16 protein-coding genes are annotated in these 21,003 nt (G+C 45.8%); all 16 read right to left on the bottom strand.

Annotation, left to right across the window (positions count from 1 at the left end; genetic code table 11):
* Complete coding sequence (locus JNE38_RS20490) at positions 1 to 1,341, bottom strand: acetyl-CoA carboxylase biotin carboxylase subunit (RefSeq protein ID WP_203353008.1); 1,341 nt, start codon at positions 1,339 to 1,341, stop codon at positions 1 to 3.
* A 49-nt stretch (positions 1,342 to 1,390) separates the two neighbouring features.
* Entirely contained in the window at positions 1,391 to 1,633 is a 243-nt protein-coding gene (locus tag JNE38_RS20495; protein WP_203353009.1) for an acetyl-CoA carboxylase, read from the bottom strand.
* Between the two features lie 19 nt (positions 1,634 to 1,652).
* On the bottom strand, positions 1,653 to 2,621 hold the full coding sequence (locus JNE38_RS20500) for a 5-oxoprolinase subunit C family protein (RefSeq protein ID WP_203353010.1): 969 nt from the start codon (positions 2,619 to 2,621) through the stop codon (positions 1,653 to 1,655).
* On the bottom strand, positions 2,614 to 3,489 hold the full coding sequence (locus tag JNE38_RS20505) for a 5-oxoprolinase subunit B family protein (RefSeq protein WP_203353011.1): 876 nt from the start codon (positions 3,487 to 3,489) through the stop codon (positions 2,614 to 2,616). Before JNE38_RS20505 ends, JNE38_RS20500 begins: the two co-directional genes overlap by 8 nt.
* Before the next feature lie 53 nt (positions 3,490 to 3,542).
* The gene (locus JNE38_RS20510) at positions 3,543 to 4,151 is read right to left on the bottom strand and encodes a nucleotidyltransferase family protein (protein WP_203353012.1); all 609 of its coding nucleotides are present in this window, start codon (positions 4,149 to 4,151) and stop codon (positions 3,543 to 3,545) included.
* 21 nt (positions 4,152 to 4,172) lie between these two features.
* On the bottom strand, positions 4,173 to 5,315 hold the full coding sequence (locus tag JNE38_RS20515) for an XdhC family protein (protein ID WP_203353013.1): 1,143 nt from the start codon (positions 5,313 to 5,315) through the stop codon (positions 4,173 to 4,175).
* 31 nt (positions 5,316 to 5,346) lie between these two features.
* A complete protein-coding gene (locus tag JNE38_RS20520; RefSeq protein ID WP_203353014.1) occupies positions 5,347 to 6,204 on the bottom strand; it encodes an FAD binding domain-containing protein in 858 nt (285 codons plus the stop codon).
* Complete coding sequence (locus JNE38_RS20525; RefSeq protein WP_203353015.1) at positions 6,201 to 8,549, bottom strand: xanthine dehydrogenase family protein molybdopterin-binding subunit; 2,349 nt, start codon at positions 8,547 to 8,549, stop codon at positions 6,201 to 6,203. The genes JNE38_RS20520 and JNE38_RS20525 overlap by 4 nt, the downstream gene beginning before the upstream one ends.
* 2 nt (positions 8,550 to 8,551) lie before the next feature.
* Positions 8,552 to 9,073 (bottom strand): (2Fe-2S)-binding protein, encoded by a 522-nt coding sequence (locus JNE38_RS20530; RefSeq protein WP_203353016.1) that lies wholly within the window; start codon positions 9,071 to 9,073, stop codon positions 8,552 to 8,554.
* A 25-nt stretch (positions 9,074 to 9,098) separates the two neighbouring features.
* Positions 9,099 to 9,554 (bottom strand): SRPBCC family protein, encoded by a 456-nt coding sequence (locus JNE38_RS20535; protein ID WP_203353017.1) that lies wholly within the window; start codon positions 9,552 to 9,554, stop codon positions 9,099 to 9,101.
* Positions 9,555 to 9,804: 250 nt separating this feature from the next.
* A complete protein-coding gene (gene katG / locus JNE38_RS20540) occupies positions 9,805 to 11,988 on the bottom strand; it encodes a catalase/peroxidase HPI (protein ID WP_203353018.1) in 2,184 nt (727 codons plus the stop codon).
* A gap of 1,023 nt (positions 11,989 to 13,011) precedes the next feature.
* Positions 13,012 to 13,497 carry a GNAT family N-acetyltransferase gene (locus JNE38_RS20545; RefSeq protein WP_203353019.1) on the bottom strand — a complete coding sequence of 162 codons (486 nt, stop codon included), beginning with the start codon at positions 13,495 to 13,497 and terminating at the stop codon, positions 13,012 to 13,014.
* Between the two features lie 540 nt (positions 13,498 to 14,037).
* Complete coding sequence (locus JNE38_RS20550; protein WP_203353020.1) at positions 14,038 to 15,663, bottom strand: hypothetical protein; 1,626 nt, start codon at positions 15,661 to 15,663, stop codon at positions 14,038 to 14,040.
* Between the two features lie 1,248 nt (positions 15,664 to 16,911).
* Entirely contained in the window at positions 16,912 to 18,678 is a 1,767-nt protein-coding gene (locus JNE38_RS20555) for a serine/threonine-protein kinase (protein WP_203353021.1), read from the bottom strand.
* A gap of 106 nt (positions 18,679 to 18,784) precedes the next feature.
* Positions 18,785 to 19,645 carry a hypothetical protein gene (locus tag JNE38_RS20560; protein ID WP_203353022.1) on the bottom strand — a complete coding sequence of 287 codons (861 nt, stop codon included), beginning with the start codon at positions 19,643 to 19,645 and terminating at the stop codon, positions 18,785 to 18,787.
* A gap of 424 nt (positions 19,646 to 20,069) precedes the next feature.
* A complete protein-coding gene (locus JNE38_RS20565; protein WP_203353023.1) occupies positions 20,070 to 20,678 on the bottom strand; it encodes a hypothetical protein in 609 nt (202 codons plus the stop codon).
* Positions 20,679 to 21,003: the final 325 nt, after the last annotated feature.

Here is a 21,003-nt window from a genome sequence, read left to right on the forward strand (position 1 = left end):
TTACTTGATTAGCGCGGATTCCACGAATTTCGTATCGTAAGTCCCTGCTTGAAAGGCTGGATCATCCATGATGGACGCAAGCAAAGGCAGATTGTTTTTGATCCCGCTGATCACGCATTGCTCCAAGGCATCTTTCATTTTTCGAATCGCTTCCTGCCTGCTTGCACCGTGCGTGATGATTTTTCCAATCATCGGGTCGTAGAAGGGGGTGACCTGATTTCCTTCGGTTACGGCAAACTCGAGACGCGCCCAGTCGGGGAGCCGCAGCGTCTCGATCTTTCCTGGCGAGGGCATAAAGGTGCGGGCATCCTCTGCATACAACCGACATTCAATGGAATGACCCTGCGGCGACAAAGGGATTTCATCCAGATCGAGCGGCAGACCAGCAGCGATTTTGAGCTGCCACTCCACGAGATCCACACCTGTAATTTCTTCCGTCACCGGATGCTCCACCTGAATGCGCGTATTCATTTCAAGGAAGTAGTATTCTCCCTGTCCATCCACGATGAATTCCATTGTCCCTACATTGGTGTAGCCGATGCTTGCCGCCCCTCTCACCGCTGCCGCACATAACGCTTCACGGGCCTGCGGGTCAAGAAAAGGGGATGGCGCCTCTTCCACTATTTTTTGGTTGCGCCTCTGGATGGAACATTCCCGTTCCCACAAGTGCACCAGGTTGCCGAGCGAATCCCCGACGATCTGTACCTCGATATGGCGCGGTGAGGTGATATACTTCTCCAGAAACAAGGTATCATCGCCAAAGTACGAGCCTGCACGCTGAGCCGTGCTCTCAAATGCTTTTTCCAGCTCCTGATCGCTGTGAACAATCTGCATGCCGATCCCGCCGCCGCCGGCACTCGCCTTGAGCATGATCGGATAGCCTATTTCGTTTGCCGCCCGTTTGGCTTCCTCCACCGAGGAAAGTCCGTGATCGACTCCCGGAACGATCGGAATCCCAGCGGCCTGCATCTGATTGCGGGCAGCTATCTTGTCGCCCATCAGTCGAATCACCGATGCAGATGGGCCGATAAAGGTGAAGCCTTCCTCGGTGCACCTTTCCGCGAATGCACCGTTCTCAGCCAAGAATCCATAGCCGGGGTGGATGGCGCAGGCTCCGGTTTCTTTTGCAGCCCGGATGATATTGTCCATATCCAGATAGCTTTTCTTGACGGGGGCAGGACCGATGCATACGGCTTCATCCGCTTCCCGGACAAACAAGGCGTCCTTGTCAGCCTCCGAGTAAACGGCAACCGTTTGAATCGACAATCGCTTGCAGGTGCGGATGATTCGGCGGGCAATTTCCCCTCTGTTGGCGATCAGCACTTTTTTGAAATAGCTCATGTTATCCTCCATTTTTCCAGAAGCGGTTTTTGCGCGCAGCACACCAAAGCTACTTCAAGGTGACGAGCTCCTGATCCACATCCACAATGCTTTCGTTTTCAACAGCGAAGCAGTCAATGACTCCGTCCACTTCCACTTTCACTTCGTAGAAATTTTTCATGACTTCGATGAGTCCGACGATATCACCGGCTTTGACCGAGTCGCCTTCCTGCACATAGTCCGGTTTATCCGGGCTGGGTTTTCGATAAAACACACCTGGCAAAGGGGAAAGAATCGCTCTTTTTTCGCTCATACCAGTTCCTCCTGTCCATTTATAGAGAAGCGGCGATGCGTCTCAGTTTTTCCTGTGTTTCTCTTCTGGCCTGCAGAGCTTCGATCATGGATACCGAAACAAAGCGAACCTTCTCATTCGTCTTGATTTGTCCCATGCGGTTCAAATCACTGCTGATGACCGTGGCGATCGTGGCATATCCGCCTCCCGTCACCGCATCATGCAGCAGAACGATCGGTTCCACACCATCCGGTACCTGAATGGATCCGATCGGATAGCCGAGATCGGTCACATTCGACGGATTGCTGCCGGCTCCAAAAGGCTGCTTTCGCTCGACGAACTGAAGTCGCTCTCCCCGATGGCGATACCCGATGCGGTTGGCCTCCGGAGTAACCGTCCATTCCGTCTGCAAAAACGACTGTTTGCTCTCTTCTGTCAGCCGATAGCTGCAAAGGCCGACGACGACCCTGATTTCGTGCGCTTTGCCAAAGGCGGGGATGTCCGCATCCGAAATCTTGCTGCCTACCGGAACATCCTTTTCCTTCATGTGTCCGGTTTGCAGGACATCTCCTGCAGCCAAGGGTCTGCCCTGAAAGCCACCGATGCCAATGAGCGTGTAGGTGGACCTTGAATTCATGATGACCGGGACGTCAATGCCGCCTTCTACTGCCAAATACACTCTCGCCCCTGACTTGACGAAATCGAAGGACAGGACATCTCCCTCACGTACCGCGAGCGTTTCCCACATGGGGACGGATTCCCCATTGATCTTGGGTGGCATGCTGCCTCCCGTGAGGCTGATACGCATGTCTTTTTCAAACAAAAGCTCGGGACCGAGATAGGTGATTTCCAGAGCAGCTGCATTCGGCTGATTTCCGACGAGCAGATTGGCGACCGTATAGGAATATTGATCCATCGCACCGGAAGGAGGCATGCCGATCTCATAGAAGCCGATTCGTCCCTTGTCCTGAACCGTTGTTTGCAGACCCGGTTTGCTCACCTTAATCATGGTACAACCTCCTCATTACGCTCTCCGAGAAAGACTCCAGATCCCCCAAAACCTCGCCGGGGGTAAAGGTAAACGCCTTTTTCTGATAGGTAAAGGTACCCTCGTCCACTTGCTTGCGGATGTCGTCGTATTCGTCGCGGGTAATGCTGCGGTAGCGGAAAATGTCGCCTTGCTGCGGGAATACCATGGAATCCTTGAAGTCAGGCAGCGTCTGCTCTTTTTGATAGATGGGAGCAGGAGCAATTCCATAGAGCTGATATCCGCCGGCACCCTGTACGGGGTAAATGACGGAAAAGGCTCCGCCAAAACCGAATGCGCGCTCTGGCGTAAAAGTCCGCGGGCGAACGTATTTGGGCACTTCGATCTGCTTTTCACGCGGAACCATCTGAAAGCACCATGGCAGGCCCGGAACAAAGCCGATCATGGAAACGAGGAAGGGAGATCGCGTGATGGCTTCGATGAAGTCGTCCGTATTCGCGTATCCATTGATGCGGGCGGAATATTGAAGGTCGGTTGCCTCGGGATCCTGGTGTCGATCCCGAAAACGCATCAGTGCTTCATGCGTCCACGGATCTTCAAAGAGGACGGGGACATCCACCAAACGGCTGGAGATCGTCACATCCAGTGGGTCGATTGTCCTTTCAATTTCCTTCAGCTCGTTCATCAGCACTTCCGGATCAAGGACATCCGGATCGAAGCGCACCATGTACGACGCGTTGGATGGACAAATATCGAGGATCCCTTCTACTTGCTTTTCCTTTAATTTCCGGGTGATCGCCATGCCGGCGAAGTTGGATTCCAGACTCATCTCTTCGGATAGCTGGACAAAGATGAATTCGTCACCGCCGTATTCATAAAGTGTATTCACGTCTCACTCACCTCCATAATGGGTCCTGCTGTGCATGCTTGCTCATGACGCATTCATCGCATTTGTTTAGCTGCTTCGAAATCAGCAAGCGTATCGATGTCAAAGTGGATGCCAGGATCATTGACAGGCAAAAGAATTCGCCGCTTCATGCTGGCAATGATCGCTTTGGCACCTTGGTCCCCTTCCAGCTCTTCAAACAGATGGCTGCTCACATTTCCGAAAAAGACGGGATGCCCGGCCCTCTCCTGATAGGCCGGCTGGATCACAAAAGCTTCCTGCTCCTGCTGCAGCATTTGATTCCCGCGCGACCATACCTCATGAACCGTTTGGCTGCAGACATAAGGCTGATCACCGAGGAATACCATGACCGAAGCGTGGGTTTCCAAGGCTTTTCGAATGCCCAGCTTGAACGATGTGCTTTGACCCGTCCGGTACAGCGGATTGAACACCCATTGAAAGCGCGGATCATCGATGGGGATGGAGCGCGAAATCTTGTCAGCCTCGTGGCCAATCACGGCTGCTACTTGGGCAAACTCCTCTTTTAGCGCCAGCCCTATGACGTGTTCGAGCAAAGGACGTCCATGCAGGTCCAGCAGCTGTTTGGCCGAACCCATTCGGGAGGACATTCCGGCTGCCAATATCACAGCGCAAATCTGTCTCATTTTGAACAGTCCTCCTGCTTGTCATCTCGCTGTAACAGGGATTCGGTGGATGCGAGCTTTGTCCCGCAGGCGTCCGCCTTCGTGCCCGCTGCGCATGGCAATGATTTCTGCCAGAATACTGACGGCGATCTCCTCTGCGGACTCTGCTCCGATGTCGTGTCCAATCGGGCTAAACAGACGCTCCAACTGGCGGTCGCCAAAAAGACAACCTTCCTCTCCAAGGCCCTCCAGAATGCGGTTGGCACGCGATCTCGGTCCCAGCAATCCGACGTACGGCGCAGGCGTGGACAGCACGTATTTCAACGCTTCCCGATCCCTCTCCAGATGGTGGTTCATGATGATGACATAGGTCCGCTTGTCGATCATTACTTTTTCACGATACTGACTCGGTTCGGTCAATATACGAGTCGCCTGGGGAAATCGATCCACCGTATTGTAAGCGGGACGCGGGTCGATTACGGTAGTCGGAAATCCTAATGATGCGCTGAGCCTGGCTACGGGAACGGCATCGTGGCCGGCACCGAATATCATGACTGCCGGTGCCGGAACGGAGATGTCGACGAACAAGTTTACCGTTGTACCGTCCTCCAAGGTGAGGGAGCGGCTTTCGGATTTTGGACTTTGCTCATGGAACAGTTCGCTCGCCCACGCTGCCACCGTTTGGTTTACCCTCTCGTCTCCGAGGCATCCCGCTGCATATCCATCTTCTGAGAGGAACATCCGGCTTCTGTTCGCTGAATCGCTGTCTGTTCCGGCTGCAGGTTGCACCGTGCACAAGGCTGCAGCTCTGCCTGTGCGAAGGCTTTCGATCCAGAGCGCAAAGGCAGGCTGCCATTCAGAGACTGCCGATACAGGCTCCAGATAGATATCGACCGTTCCCGGACAGCCCAGCCCGAGACCCCAAACCAGATCTTCTCCCAGCTCATATCGTTTGATCAGCGGCATGTTTTGCTCCATGACGGTCCGCGCCGTTTCAGCAACGTCCGCCTCGAGGCATCCGCCCGAGATCAAGCCGACATGATGGCCGGTTTCATCGACGAACATTTTCGCGCCTTCTCGCCGATAGGCTGAACCCTTGATTTGCACCACCGTCGCAAGTACGCCTTTTTTCCCGGCTTTGCGCGCTTCCACAAGCGCTTGCAGGACTGCCTCGTTTTCCCTCATCCCTACACCTCCGTTCGATACAGGCAGCTCATTACAAAAGAATTTGGGTCAACGCTCTCTGGGTATATACCGAAGCGAGATGGCGCCGGTATTCTTCGGAAGCGAACAGATCGCTGCCAATCTCTCCTTCATTTGCAGCGAGTGCTGAGGCAAGGCGAATCGTATCGGCTGTCGGTATCTCTCCCAGCAGCGCTTGCTCGACGGAAGTGGCGCGATAGGCGATGTCGGCGGCTCCATTGATGCCGATCCGCACGAAATCGATCCGGCCATCCTGCCCCACTCCTGCAATGGCGCATACGCCGACCACTGCATAGCCCGAAGCCGGGTGCGCGTATTTCAGATAGACACTCTTCGCATGGGCAGGAGGGATCAGGAAGGAGACGGATGCAAGCACGCTGGTCTCCGGCAAGGCGGTGACAAGCGGCCCGAGAAAGAACCCTTCGGCGTCCAAGGATTCCTTCCCATCTTCCCCTTGCACTTCCATGAACGCATCCAGCGCAAGCGCCACACCTGGAAGGTCTGCGGCAGAATCGGCATGGGCAAGATTGCCGCCGACTGTTCCCCGGTTGCGAACCTGCATGTCCCCGATGGTCCGGGCCGCTTCTGCCAATACGGGAATGTTTTGCTTGACCAGCTCATCCTGATACAATTGCTTATGTGTGGTCAAAGCTCCCACCACCAGTCTGTTTCCTTCCTTGCGAATGCCTCTGAGATCTGTAATTTGGCTGATGTCAATCAGCTTGCCGGGGTTGGTCAAGCGGAATTTCATCAACGGCACAAGACTGTGACCGCCCGCAATGAACTTGCCCTCACCGCCGCTCTCCTGCATCAGTCGAATCGCTTCCTCGATGGAGCCTGCCTGTACGTACTCAAACGAGTTGGGTATCATGCGTTTTCCCTCCTGTTTTGCATCGCTCTCCATACTTTTTCCGGTGTGAGAGGCATATCCAAATCCTTGATCCCAAACGGTCGCAAGGCATCCATGACCGCATTTACGACTGCTGGCGGCGCCCCCGTGGTTCCCGTTTCCCCCACGCCTTTTGCCCCCAGAGGATTGACCGGCGATGGCGTCTCGATAAAGTGGGACTCGATCGTCGGGAAGAAACGTGCTTTCGGCATGGTGTAATCCATGAATGTCCCTGACAGCAGCTGACCATTTTCACTGTAGACGGCACCTTCCCACAGCGCTTGGCCGATCCCCTGAACAATCCCGCCATGCACCTGGCCCTCCGCCAGCATCGGATTGATCACGCGGCCGATATCATCCACGGCAACATAGCGTTTCAGCTCGATTTCCCCCGTTTGCGGATCCACTTCCACCACGCAGATATGAGCGCCGAACGGATAAACGAAATTCGGTGGGTCAAAGAACGATTGCCCTTCCAAGCTAGGCTCTACGCCATCCGGCAAATTCCAGGCAAAGTTGGCTGATTTGGCAATTTCTCTGAAGGAACGCTTTCGCTCCGGAGCTCCCTTGACGGCAAAAATACCTTCTGAAAATTCCAACTCTTCTACGGACGTTTCCAGTTCGTGTGCGGCAATCTTCTTCGCCTTTTCGATCACCCGATCCGTCGCGATGGAAACCGCTGCGCCGCCTACCGCTGTATTTCGCGAGCCGTACGTGCCCCAGCCCATGGAGACGCTCCGGGTATCTCCGGAAATCAGCTCGATATCATCAATGGAAATGCCTAATTTTTCCGCGACGACTTGCGCAAACGTCGTGGCTGTTCCCTGGCCATGTGGAGATGTTCCCGTAAAAACGGCGACTTTACCGCTCGGATGGACGCGCACGGTGCTGTTTTCCCAGACTCCGCCTTGGAATCCGATGGCTCCCGCAACTTTTGATGGACCAAATCCGCACAGCTCCACATAGGTAGAAATACCGATCCCGAGCAGCTTCCCTTGCTCACGCATTTTCTCCTGTTCTTTTCGCAGGGCAGGGTAGCCTGCAATGTCCAGCGCGCGATCCAGCGTATCTTGGTAATTGCCGCTGTCGTAGCTGACGCCCATGGCGGTGCTATAAGGGAACGCTTCCTTTGGGATCAGATTTTTCTGCCTGAGCTCTACCGGATCCATCCCGATCTCCTGGGCGAACAGATCCACGATGCGCTCGATCTGGAAGGCTGCTTCCGGTTTGCCTGCACCGCGGTAGGCGTCTGTCGGAGTCGTATTGGTGTAGACGCCGTAGGTAACCACTTCAGCCTTGGGGATGGTGTAAGCTCCTGTCACCATCAAGCCAAAGTCGATGGTCGGGCAACCAGCTCCAAACGTGGACAGGTATGCGCCCAGGTTTGCGGTATTTTTGACGCGCAGGGCCGTGAAAGTCCCGTCTCGCTTTCCAGCCAGCTCAACTTCGATCACTTCATCACGCGCATGCGTAGTGGCCATGAAATGCTCTTTGCGTTCCTCGATCCATTTCACCGGCCTCTTCAGATCGCGTGCCGCGTGCCCGATCACTGCCTCTTCATTGTAGGTGGCGATCTTTGATCCAAATCCGCCGCCGACATCGGGAGCGACAATTTGCAGCTTGGATTCCGAGATATCCAGTACGTCCGCATACACCATCCGATGGATATGCGGATTTTGCGAAGTACACCAAATGGTCAACTCGCCGCTTCCCGGGTTGTACTGGGCGACTGCTCCCCGCGTTTCGATCGGATTGGGAATCACGCGTTGGTTGTATAACCGCTGACGGACGACGACTTCGGCATTTTGAAATTCTTCGTCCGGAATCTCTCCCGCTTTCCACAGCAAAGCCAGGTTGTTCTCGACGTCATCATGAACGAGCGGCGCTTCAGGGAGAAGGGCTGCTTCCTGGTGGACAACCGCCTGCAGATCTTCGTAGTCGACTTCGATCAAATCCAGGGCATCACGGGCAATATACCGGTTTTCCGCTACGACCAGCGCGACGCATTCACCGGCGTAGCGGGTCTTGTCGACAGCGAGCGTGCTGCGGTCCTTTGGCTTCAGGTCAGCACCGGGCAAGAACCACATGGCGGGTACCGCTTTCACTTTTCCCACGAGATCGTTTCCCGTATAGACAGCCGCCACTCCGGGAAGCTCCAGTGCTTTGGATGCGTCTATTTTCAAAATTCGCGCATGCGCATGCGGGCTGCGCAAGAATGCACCGTACAGCATCCCCGGAAGTTTGATATCATCCGTAAAATGGCCGTTCCCGGTAATGAGCTTCGGGTCTTCCTTTCGTTTCTGCGGGGTTCCAATCAGCTTTGCCATCGTCAGCGTCCCTCCCCTGCACTGGTAATCGTTTCTTTCGACTGGTTGGCTTCAGCGATCAGCTTGGCGGCATGCTGCACGGCGCTGACGATAAATTGGTAGCCGGTACAGCGGCAGATGACTCCTTCGAGCGCATCCCGAATCTCCTCCTCGGATGGATCCGGATTCTCCTTTAATAGGCCAACCATCGAAATCATCACACCGGGTGTGCAAAAGCCGCATTGCAATCCGTGCTTCTCCCAGAATCCTTGCTGGATCGGATGCAGCTGCTCCATGTCTCCGAGCCCTTCGACCGTGGTGACATGTGCACCGTCCGCTTGTACGGCAAGGACCGTACAGGATTTGACCACTTCTCCGTTCAGCATCACCGTACAGGCACCGCACTGGCTTGTGTCGCAACCGATATGCGTCCCAGTCAGGTTGAGGTCTTCGCGCAAGAAGTGAGCCAGCAGCAGGCGCGGCTCCACTTCCGCCTGTTTTTGGACTCCGTTAACCGAAAGCGCAATCTTCTTTGTGAATGTCATCACAGAGCACCCCCTTGTTTCGTTTTCATTCCGAATGTGATGCCAGCTGCTTCATTTCTTTGTCCACCGCTTTGAAAAATTGACCCAACACCATTTTGGCGACGCCGCCCATGACACGCTGACCGACGGATGCCAAAACACCGGTGACCTGGACTTCTGTGGAACAGGTGAGTTGGGTTCCCTGATCAACCTCGTCCAGCCGCATGTCGGCAACGGCGTCAATCTCTCCCGGCAGCCCCTTCCCGCGGACCAGCAAGCGGTAGAAGGACGGCTCTACCTGGTCCACCTGTTGAACCTGTCCTGCAAACACCCCTTTCACCGGTCCCACGCTCACGCCCATTTCCGCGTGATAGACCCCATCCTCCATTTTTGAAAAGGATTTACATCCTGGAATGGACTTCTTCAAGACTTCTTCGTCTTGAATCAGCTTCCACACGATGTCTCTTGGAATGTCAAAGGTGTATGTATGCTCTAGCTTCAAGTCTTTCATTCCCCCCTGTTTGTTCACATGTTGGTTCCGACGTGTTGCTTTGAAAGGGAGCAACTTTCGTGCCATTCGGTTTTCATTGAGTTTGGGGTGTTCATGAGCGGAGTTCTTTCATTTTTGAAAGATTGGATTTCAGAAATGAAAGGGGGGTGCCGACCGTACTCTTCATCGAAACAAAAAGAAAAAGCAGCCCTGATCACTCAGTAGCTGCTAACACGTAATTCAAATGCCATGCCCCAGTAGCTTATTTCAGGTCGAAACGATCTGCATTCATTACCTTGACCCAAGCAGCTACAAAGTCACGCACAAACTTTTCTTTGTTATCGTCCTGCGCATAAACTTCTGCAATGGCACGCAGAACAGAGTTGGAACCGAACACGAGGTCGACAGCAGTCGCTGTGCGCACGACTTCACCCGTCTTGCGATCACGTCCTTCAAATGCGCCTCCGTCTACAGGCTTCCACTGTACTCCCATATCCAGCAGGTTCACAAAGAAGTCGTTCGTGAGTGTGCCTACACGATCCGTGAATACGCCATGCTTTGTGCCACCGTGGTTGGTACCCAGAACACGCATTCCGCCCACAAGCGCAGTCATTTCTGGTGCTGTGAGAGTCAGCAGCTGCGCTTTGTCTACGAGGAGCTCCGCAGGACTTACGCTATACTGCTTCTTCTGGTAGTTCCGGAAACCATCTGCCACCGGTTCGAGTACGGCAAAGCTCTCTGCATCCGTTTGCTCTTGTGTTGCATCGCCGCGTCCAGGAACAAAAGGAACCGTAACATCAAAGCCTGCCTCTTTTGCAGCTAATTCTACTGCGGCACTACCGCCGAGCACAATCAAATCCGCCATGCTGACTTTCTTCCCAAAGTCCTCTTGAATGACTCCCAGGATTCTCAGCACTTTTGCAAGCTGGTTTGGCTCATTCACTTCCCACTCGTTTTGTGGAGCCAGACGGATGCGAGCACCATTGGCGCCGCCGCGCATATCCGAGCCGCGGAAGGTACTAGCGGAAGCCCAAGCCGTCGTTACCAGCTCACTGACGGTAAGTCCCGAGTCAAGGATCCGTGTTTTCAGCTCTGCTACATCTGCATCGGTCAATTCATAATCAGCAGCGGGTACAGGATCTTGCCAGATAAAATCTTCTTCCGGTACTTCCGGGCCTAGATATCTTGCGCGAGGCCCCATGTCACGGTGAGTAAGCTTGAACCATGCACGAGCAAATACATCGGCAAACTCGTCTGGATTCTCATAGAAACGACGGGAAATCTTTTCGTATGCGGGATCCACACGCAGCGCCATATCCGCAGTGGTCATCATCGTTGGAACACGGACGGATGCATCTTCTGCATCTGGTGCGAGATGCTCTTCAGCAGGATTTACTGGAGCCCACTGATGTGCACCTGCCGGGCTCTTGGTCAGCTCCCATTCATACCCGAACAGTGTTTCAAAGAAGCCGTTATCCCACTTAGTCGGATTCGCAGTCCAAGCACCTTCAATACCGCTGGTGATGGCGTCCCGGCCTTTACCGGAACCGTGCGTGCTCAGCCAACCTAAGCCCATTGCTTCAACAGGAGCAGCTTCCGGCTCTGGGCCGACAAGAGCTGCATCTCCTTCGCCGTGCGCCTTACCAAACGTATGGCCGCCTGCCACGAGTGCAACGGTTTCTTCATCATCCATTCCCATGCGTTTGAAGGTTTCGCGAATGTCGCGAGCACTTGCAAGCGGATCCGGGTTCCCGTTCGGACCTTCAGGGTTCACATAGATAAGACCCATCTGAACAGCAGCGAGCGGATTCTCCAGCTCACGGTCGCCGGTATAACGCTTATCATCGAGCCATACCTTTTCAGCACCCCAGTAAATGTCTTCTTCCGGATGCCAAACGTCCGCGCGTCCGCCTCCAAAACCGATTGTCTTGCCGCCCATGGATTCAATAGCGGCGTTACCTGCTAGAATGAGCAAGTCGGCCCAAGAAATCTTGTTGCCATACTTTTGCTTGATCGGCCACAGCAGTCTGCGAGCTTTATCGAGGTTGCCGTTGTCTGGCCAGCTGTTAAGCGGAGCAAAACGCTGTGTGCCGGTTCCAGCACCACCACGGCCGTCGCCTGTACGATATGTACCAGCGGAGTGCCAAGCCATACGGATAAACAATGGACCGTAATGCCCGTAGTCTGCAGGCCACCAATCCTGGCTGTTTGTCATGAGATCGTAAAGATCCTGCTTCAGAGCCTGGTAGTCCAACTTTTTGAATTCTTCTGTATAATCGAAGTCTTCGCCCATCGGGTTCGATTTTCTGTCATGCTGATGCAGAATGTTCAAGTTCAACTGGTTGGGCCACCAGTGCTTATTCGACGTAGCACTAGGATGGTGACTGGTAGTGCTACCATGCGAAAACGGGCACTTTCCAGTGTTAGCTGTTGCCATAGAGTCCATTTGTACCTCTCCCGTCATTTAAATTAAGTATTAGATAATAATACTTCTAATTAATTTATATAGTAATTGAGAACAGAAATCAACAACTATTTGGTTCTTTTCTTTTCATTTTCGCTATTTTCGTAAGGATGTGAGGGTGGACAGTGGTTGGGATGATATTAATGGGCGAGTAATATTCGACGTTTTTGGTGGTCTATCGGTGCGGAAATCATCATGGTAAATGTAGCGGCGATCATGACTTGAACTACTAGATTATGACCTCCCTCCCAAGTGGAGAAGGGAATCGCTGCGGGCTGGGGCTGTGAAAGGCTAAGAACGAAAAGAACGGCAGGACACGATGAAATATATGAAATAACTCATCCATTTACAGAGTTTATGCTCATCCTAACGTATGCAAGGGTCGTCTAGATTATGATCTTGTCACCATTTCGTTTGCCTGTTTTCCGGGCGTAATGATTTTTATCGACTAAGCCGGGGACTGGTCCTCCCCTTGTCCTTCGCCGAGGAAGGCAGGCAAGTGATACCCTCTGTGATACCCTCTTGATTTGGAAAGGGACGGGGGCTTATCCTGAATTTTAATGGGGACTAGTAGAGGTACAGAGCCTCCACTTGTAGATTCGTCCAATCGATGAGCGCTGAAATAGATTTGACGTTGGAAAGGAATTTGAGAGGATGTTGGTCAAGATGCGGTAGGTCACCGGTCTGAAGATGTAGGTGCTTTGGAGGATTTTGATTTTGTCATCCTTCATAGGAGTCGACTAGCAAGTCGTATCTTTCTCTCCTGATTCAGGCACGAGAATGCGAGAAATGGCAGCATTTACACTCACTTACAACTCTATTTATTTGCACACGGACAATCGGTTCGTTCCGTGTGACCACTTCATTGCATAATTGCAGTCGCTTTGGCGCCCGCACTATCAAATCCGTAGCGGCCATCTTCCAGATTCGTTCAAATAACATAAAACACGATAACCACGTGATTTCACGTGGCCTTTTAGCGAAGCTCTGTTTGCTGGTGTCATTTTACGAGAGTTGCTTTCCCAAAACATCAACCATATTTTTATGTTCATCCATCTGGCTATTTATTTTCACGAACCCATTTTTGCTCCAGAAAGAGGCACCCCGATCGTTTCCATTTTGAACCAAGAGTCTCACACGGTTAATGGATTGTTCTAGTAGAATTTGCTCAAATAATCCCCATGCCTTTGTCCCCACGCCTCCCCCTTCATCATTTTTATGAATGGCAAACAAGCCGATCCAGGTATGTTTGACATGCTGACTCTCAGGAAGATAAGTGATGATTCCTATGCACTCATCATCCTGTTTTATGTGCAGCGTCTTTTCACCCATTTTCAAGTTTTCAGAGGTCTCTGTCATGATACCTTCATCAGTTAAAAACTCCTTGCCAACGACGACTAGATTATACGAAGGATGAGAGTTCAAAATGGATTTGTGGATTTGAACATTCTCCTGCGAAATAGGATCGTTCACCGTTTCTAAGTAGATCATACTTGCCTCCTAATGTGATTAGATGATTGTCTAATTAGATTATAATCAAAAGTCCTTTTTCTTGCAATTTTTTGTTATGAAAAGAGTTAACCGGAGGATGGGCGAAAAATTCAGGTCGATAATATGGCAGTTATGACAGGTATGCGGACAGTTCTAAAATGAATGACTGGAAAACCTTTAACAGCAAACAACAAATAAACCCTTGATTTCTCAAGGGTTTTAACTTTTATATATGGTGATCCGGACTGGGTTCGAACCAGCGCCCCCCTGTCAAGAGTGGGCTGTCGTAAAATCCAAGAAAACTATAATTAGATACTATCTCCTTATTGAAACCTCATGGTGAAGTATTTTCTATAATTCTAAAATATTCTCAGATACCACTGATAATAAATTTGGTACCACTTTGGCACCAATAGTAAGCCCTCTAACGCTAGTTGCGATCCTGTTGTTGTTTACTTACAGTGAAAACAAATAATTGTTGTGTCCTAATGAATGGTGTTTGCTCAACCAAGTCCGCCAAAAAAGAAATGGTTACTTACTTTAAATACCTAAGTAATCACGAAAAACCATGTAGTTGTCTAAATCTATAAAATCGTTTCCAAAACTCCTATAACCAGGTCCTAAGTGAGTAGTAACCCCTTCTATACTCTGGTTAAATAACTCACGATATTTAATATAATTTCCAAAATGACTTAATTCGTCACCCGAAACTGAAAAGACTGAACCATATAACTCCAATCGATTTTCAAGAAACCCAATAAAAAAATCAATATTATAATCGTACATGCATTTTAATAGTATCTGCTCTAGGGAAAATATATCAATCGACCAAGGTTCCTTTATTACACCTTCTTTCTTGAGCATTAAATGAATATCTGTACCGAGATTTAGGTAAGGAGTCAGGGTTACAACTATGCTTCTGATTGAAGCAATTTTGATTTCTGTTAAGTCTATAACTAGTTCTCTCTTTTCTCTATTACGAGAATTGTAAAACTTCGCAGTACCCTTATTCATGTGTTTAGCTATTCTTTCAGACTGTTCATATGCCTTTTGTAATGAAGGCTTAAAGTTTCGCTGCAATCTTGTTTCTGATTTCTCTTTGTTAATAAAAGGTTCCTTAAATTTAGTTGCTTTACACTCAAAGGATAGAAGATATCCATTATATAACACTATGATATCCTGGTCGTCTCCGTTTTCATCGAATAAATTTTTATAAACGTTCTTTTCCCCAAAGAATTTACAAATAATTTCGTAAGCTCTATTTTCTAAGTAATCTCCTTTTCTTTTATCAATATATAAATCACTGTCCTCAATAATATTAAACAAACGATCTAAAATATTATGATTTCTTGGCAGTAAGATCGCCTCATCATATTTTATTCCAAAATAACTTCTATACTTCTTATAAATATTTGTTGGATACTCAAAGGAAATTACTTGTTGTTGTTGCACTTTCAAGAACATCGTATCAATAAATGTGTCTGCCGGAATATCGAATTTATTTAATAACATACGAATGGAATCAGTAGTAAAATGAGTTCGTACCTTTAAGCTAATTGGTGCATCAAATCGCACATCAACAAAACAGTGGCTGTCTCTTATTTCTTGCCACCTTTTTTGCATCCTCAACTTTAAAGATTTTTTACATGCTCTTTCGTAATTCAACAATATTAGGAGGCCTTTGATAATCTGATCACCGGATAATTCAACCCTATCAAAATAATGTTCAAGTATGTCAACGTGCTCGTATAAAAAATCCAAGTATTGCCTTATAGATATATCAGGGAAGTTAAAGTGAAAATTCATATATACATTTGAAGCAATGTCTTCATGCAAATGGTGCGTATTTGCTCCTGAAGTTGCCTCATTGTAGTGACAGTAATAAAGGTCTTCTAGCAGATCTACTAAGTGGTTAAAAGAAGAGTCATAGTCACTAATTCTGTTCACACCATTGCATGCGTTCTCAGCATACATGAACGGTAAGTTAAGCATTAATTTAGGTGAAACTTTATATCCACTAGAAGTAGCTGCTTCATGATTTAAACGAATGTAAGAGTAACCAATAAGTCGAAATACATCTTCTATTTTAAACTGCCTAAGATAGTGTAATATGTCAACACTGCATTTTTCGATAGTGTAATTTTCCGGATGCAATAATGGTTCCATTGACAAAACAAGTTCCCCCTTATTACTTGAACAACATGTCGTATTTGAAGCAATCCACCCATATGTACATCGTATAATTTATTAATAGCATTGAGCATACAATAATTAAACAACCTGATCACGTAGTAGTCTGCTTGTTGTATTCATCGACCTCGGAAGAATCAATGAACTGATTGGTCAGTCCTAATGAATTAGCTTTTGCAACAAGTTATAGAATTTAAATATAAGTAATTATCATTTATTGCAGTTATAGTATCAATTGGTTCACTTACTAATTATTATGGTTTAATTATACAAGAAAAAGGTATAGCCTCCTCTTTTTTTGAGGGGTGTAGATTCTTAGTAAGAGCTTAGTCTGATCGACTGTATATTGCCTTTTTACTTGCGATTACAACAGGTATGAAGCAAGGAGAGATTTAAGGAGTACGATGGAAGGATATTGACTTTGATCATAATTCATTAAGCATTCGTCATACGCTCAGTCATGATGGAAAGACTCTAATATCAGAGGCGAAGACAAACTCCTCACTACGCTTAATCCATCTGCCTAAAGAAACTATACAAGCCCTTAAAAGGCATCGAAGCATCATAATTCAAGAAAATCTTAAAACGGGTTGGCAATATAATGATCATGGTCTTGTAGTATGTACAACAATTGGTACACCTACTACACCAAGAAATCTTAGTAGAACATAGAATAGACTTATCAAAGAATCAGACGTAAGCCCTATACGTTTTCATATCTTCGTCACACGTACGCCACCCTACTTTTAAAACAATGGATACATGTAAGAACGACTGGAACATAGCAACACATGGATGACATTAGACACATACAGTCATGTTCAACCTGCAATGAAAGCAGAAGCATCGAGAGCAATTGACCAGTTATTGTTCAAAAAAACTATTAATTTGAGCCTATGGTCACCAATTGGTCACCACATTGCAATTAGGTGACCTTTCTTTCATACTCAATCAGTAACAAGAAAAAACCCCTGATTTCTCAAGGGTTTTTTCTTGTTACGTATGGTGATCCGGACTGGGTTCGAACCAGCGACCCCCACCCTGTCAAGAATCGTCCCAACTGTTTCCTCGGATAAAAATAGATCGGTTATTGATTCGACCCTTATCCCAACTGTTTTCAGAGACTTTTCATGACTTTCATTCAAATATCAGACCACTATCTTTTAGATCATATAACATTTATTATATGGTGGTCACGAAATTAAATCAAGTGGTCGCAGTTACTCATTTCTCTTGCTTTTTTTCTTGCCTTTTTTCTTGCTTTTTCTCTTGCCATTCGTTTTCTATCATCTGTTTCAACTTTATTGCTTCTGAAAATAAAGGATCAATCAATAGTATTCGATTAACTGAATATAGAGCCTTCCCTCTTTTCCCCAAGAAAAAATTAGAAGTAGCAAATTCAAATAGAACATGTGGGTTTCTGGGGTAAATGCTCTTTGCAAACAACGAAATTTTCTCACTCTCATTAAACTTACCCATACTATTGAGTAAAGCTGATTTATTTATTAGAGCCTGCAAATCAAATTTATTTCGTTTTAAAACTTCATCACAGTAACCAATAGCTTGCTCCAATTTTTTATCCTCATTGAAATAGTGTCTTAATAAATGGGTTGAAAAGTTTAAATATGCTTCAATAGGAACATCAACTTGGGATAATAGTTTCTCGTAAATCATGTCAGCCATGTCAACTATTCCTTCTCGTGATAATATAACTGCAAGATTAATCCCTACTCCTTCCAATTCAATTCCCGTTTGTAATAATAAGTCAAAAGCTTCTTTGTGATTTCCAATATTAATTAGGGATGACGCAATGTTTACGTTAGCAACATTGTTGTTGTCTGCATTATTAGTGCGACAGATTTCAACGTCATTTTCATTAAAAACCTCAGAAAGTTCTAAAAACGTAGGTCTATTATTTGGATCCTTTTGCAAACATTTAAGAATAATTGAAGATATCCAATGTGGAACAAATGTTAAAGGCCGCATTGTGTAATTTTTATGTCTATTTATTAAATCATCCTCATTATAATAATTATTAAAAGGATGCTTCCCTGTAAGGACCTCATACATGATGAGACCAAAAGAGTAGATATCTGACTTCTCAGACTTAGGGTTGCCATCAAAACATTCTGGTGCTAAGTATAGCTTCGTTGAAATTCCATGAGATCTAAATAGATCTGCAGTTGTAGTTCCAGACAACCCAAAATCACCTATTTTTAGGTTCCCATAATAATCAATGAATAAATTCTCTGGTTTTAAATCACCGTGTATAAAATTTGGTATCTTGTACCGGCAATAGAGCATACCTTGAATAATATCTCTAAACATATTGATTTTTATTTCATTAGTTTTATTCTTGCTTTTTCTAACCCAGTCTTCTAGTGTAACTATTTTGGAAAAAGGGTTGATTGCTTCCATTACTAAGATTAGTCGATTATTACTTTCAACCACAACATTTAGCAGGTTCACTATGTTTTGATGATACGAAAGTTTCAACCATGTTTCCGCCTCATTTTTTAGTAGGGTTACGTCTATGGTTTCTGGTTTAAGATCTAAAGTTTTACAAACTACTAATTGAATGGATTTATCCCTTTGATCAGTACACAAATAAATTTTCCCCATGCTTCCATTCTTCTCACCAATAATTTTGTACCTACCGGCAATTTCACCAAATGGCAAGAACGTATTATTTTCTTTATACTCATTTATCTGTAATTTATTATCACTTAGGTAAGGGCCACTGTTTGGTATTTTCCAGGTTTCTTTTACCCTTTGAGCAAATTCAAGTGAACCTCCGTTTATAGATTTCGTGATATTAAAAATGTAATCTCGTTGAATATGACAATTCGAACACTCAACTGTTACTGTATCAATGAATTGATCATTTTCCTTATCAACTTTCGAAAATTTGAAATGGTAGAACCCTTTGCAATTACACCTTTGTTTCGCTATGTACTCATGTATTTCTAAAGTATTGGATACTTTAATCAAAAATATCACCCCTTCTTCATTAATTACATACATATTTAAGCTTTTAATAAAGGACCAAACCAGCTAAAGTTACTTCAATGAAAAAAACATACACTTTTGGCAATTTTTATCTTTTGCCTACTTTCTCGAATTGTTTAATCGTATTCCCCTTTACCATTTCCCATTTTTCTAATGCTTCTTTTAAGTAGTTAATTCCATTTTTCAAGTCTTCTTGTACAGTTGTTCCTACCCCAATGCTGTACGATGATATCTCGTAATCTTCGTCCCAGATGTTGATTGCTCCTTCATCTCTCATAGTTCTGGGATTAGGATCCGATAAGTTTACAAAGATATTTGTAGCTCCATCTAATAGAATAATAAATTGCTTAAATAATTCCTCATTCTTTCCGTCATATAAGGGCCCACCGTAACGGAACATTTCTAGTGTGTCAAAAAAAATAGACCAGCCATTATGTACTCTTCCACGACCGAAAACCTCATGATCTATCATTTTTAGTCTTTCAATAATATCGTTAATTTTCAGCATACTATGATACTCTTGAGTTACCATTTCTTTTACAATATCCAATGAAAAATTATTTAACTTATTTTCAACTTTTTTGTTATCCTTAATTTTTTTATACTGTGAAATATCTCTCAAACCCACTGTTAACAATACTAACCCTAATGAAAAAATAGTTGCAATATCTCCAATTATTGATAATTGATCCTTATAAGTTGTGAAGTAATTTGGGAATATCAAACCCAATAAAAGAAGACCAAATAAAAATATCGAAGTAATAATAGCCATTTTTTGGTATTTTTCTTTTGATGTAATTTGATTGACAAAATCTTGCACTGTAAACGCAACTGCAGAAATTGAAAATAATGCTATGACTTGCGAAGGAATAATAATTCCAATTCCCCTTAGGATCGACAATATAAAGCAAATAACACCAATTGCTATGGCAAAATAAGGCGATTGCATAATTCTCCTCCAATAGGTCTGACTATTCTGTTTCTTTTATTATAACCATTATTAATATCCTTAAATTTTTAAATTTCCTTAATACTATTGCATGTTCGTTTTTTGAACACAATTATTCCGAAAAGACACGTTTTCACTATTAATATTATGGTTCCAACCAAAAAAATTCTACTATCTATGATATTTCTAATAATAATCTTTATAGTTCGAAACATCATATTAATGACTTCGTTTCACAAATGAAAAGGGTCAGTTAGTATAAGCGAGATAATACTAAGCTAACCCTTTTAATAATTGTGGAATGACTGGACTCTGAAGTTTCTCTACAGCTCATTCCCATTCAATTTTAGTTATTTAAAATTCTTAAAACTTCTCTGTACTAGGAATAATTAGATCACAAGACTAACTAATCTAGTTGTTACAACTACTTCTTAATCCTTCTCTTCTTTATATATTTACTTAAGCAATGTGAAATAATCGCATATTGTAATTTAGCATAATGATCTTCTAACCACTTATCAAAATTAGGAACTGGTTGAAGTTCACTAAACCCTTCAATAATATCAACTGTATTCTCCTTTACTTCTATTCTCCATTTATCCTCCTCATCCTCACCTTGAGCATTTACTATTCCATTAACTATATAACCCCTTGGGGATAAAATGTTATCAATTAAGTACATAATCCACTCATCTGCATTATAAAATTTGATCCCACGATCCCAAATAATTCTCTTCCTATCCTCAGTCGGAATCCATTGAAGAAAAATCCCAGGCTGTCTTCCCGGAGGTTCATTTTGATTAATAATTGATGGGCAATAATCGTTGGTTTTCCCTGCTGGTTCAACATATAGCTCCCCATCTATCCCTAAACTTTCCGCCGTTCCATATCCAAGTTGCTCCAGTATTTGTGGATCTCTTTTTATTCTCCTTGTTCTCGCCAATCCTTTCAACAATTCAAAACTATCGTCATCCAGTTCCTTATCTACTTCCAAATATCCTTCAAAAGCTGTTGAGTAACCCAATATTTTCATTCCTCCTTTATTTTTTATTCCTTATATGCAGATTAATTTCAAAATATTCATTTTAGCAATTAGCTATATGTTGTAAGACTATATATAAAGAAGTTCTTCTCAGGCTTCTTAATGAATTCATTTGCTTTTAGGCAACCACAAACTTTTATCGAATGTCTGGTGTTCCAATGCAATGGCTTTACAATTGTTGTTATGCAACACATAGCCTCTGGTTCACAAACTCATTTTAATCTTGATTACAATACTTCCTAAATCGTCAATATTGCATTATGATATGTACCAGTTACTAAGCAACGTTTTGGCACGTTACAAGCGGACTCCTTGT

The sequence above is a fragment of the Brevibacillus choshinensis genome (assembly GCF_016811915.1).
Classification (GTDB): Bacteria; Bacillota; Bacilli; order Brevibacillales; family Brevibacillaceae; genus Brevibacillus; species Brevibacillus choshinensis_A.

Bases quoted from the DNA above. Each gene is read 5' to 3' on its own strand.
- JNE38_RS20490 (WP_203353008.1), bottom strand. From the start codon at position 1,341: ATGAGCTATTTCAAAAAAGTGCTGATCGCCAACAGAGGGGAAATTGCC.
- JNE38_RS20495 (WP_203353009.1), bottom strand. From the start codon at position 1,633: ATGAGCGAAAAAAGAGCGATTCTTTCCCCTTTGCCAGGTGTGTTTTAT.
- JNE38_RS20500 (WP_203353010.1), bottom strand. From the start codon at position 2,621: ATGATTAAGGTGAGCAAACCGGGTCTGCAAACAACGGTTCAGGACAAG.
- JNE38_RS20510 (WP_203353012.1), bottom strand. From the start codon at position 4,151: ATGAGACAGATTTGCGCTGTGATATTGGCAGCCGGAATGTCCTCCCGA.
- JNE38_RS20515 (WP_203353013.1), bottom strand. From the start codon at position 5,315: ATGAGGGAAAACGAGGCAGTCCTGCAAGCGCTTGTGGAAGCGCGCAAA.
- JNE38_RS20520 (WP_203353014.1), bottom strand. From the start codon at position 6,204: ATGATACCCAACTCGTTTGAGTACGTACAGGCAGGCTCCATCGAGGAA.
- JNE38_RS20525 (WP_203353015.1), bottom strand. From the start codon at position 8,549: ATGGCAAAGCTGATTGGAACCCCGCAGAAACGAAAGGAAGACCCGAAG.
- JNE38_RS20530 (WP_203353016.1), bottom strand. From the start codon at position 9,073: ATGACATTCACAAAGAAGATTGCGCTTTCGGTTAACGGAGTCCAAAAA.
- katG (WP_203353018.1), bottom strand. From the start codon at position 11,988: ATGGACTCTATGGCAACAGCTAACACTGGAAAGTGCCCGTTTTCGCAT.
- JNE38_RS20545 (WP_203353019.1), bottom strand. From the start codon at position 13,497: ATGATCTACTTAGAAACGGTGAACGATCCTATTTCGCAGGAGAATGTT.
- JNE38_RS20550 (WP_203353020.1), bottom strand. From the start codon at position 15,663: ATGGAACCATTATTGCATCCGGAAAATTACACTATCGAAAAATGCAGT.
- JNE38_RS20560 (WP_203353022.1), bottom strand. From the start codon at position 19,645: ATGCAATCGCCTTATTTTGCCATAGCAATTGGTGTTATTTGCTTTATA.
- JNE38_RS20565 (WP_203353023.1), bottom strand. From the start codon at position 20,678: ATGAAAATATTGGGTTACTCAACAGCTTTTGAAGGATATTTGGAAGTA.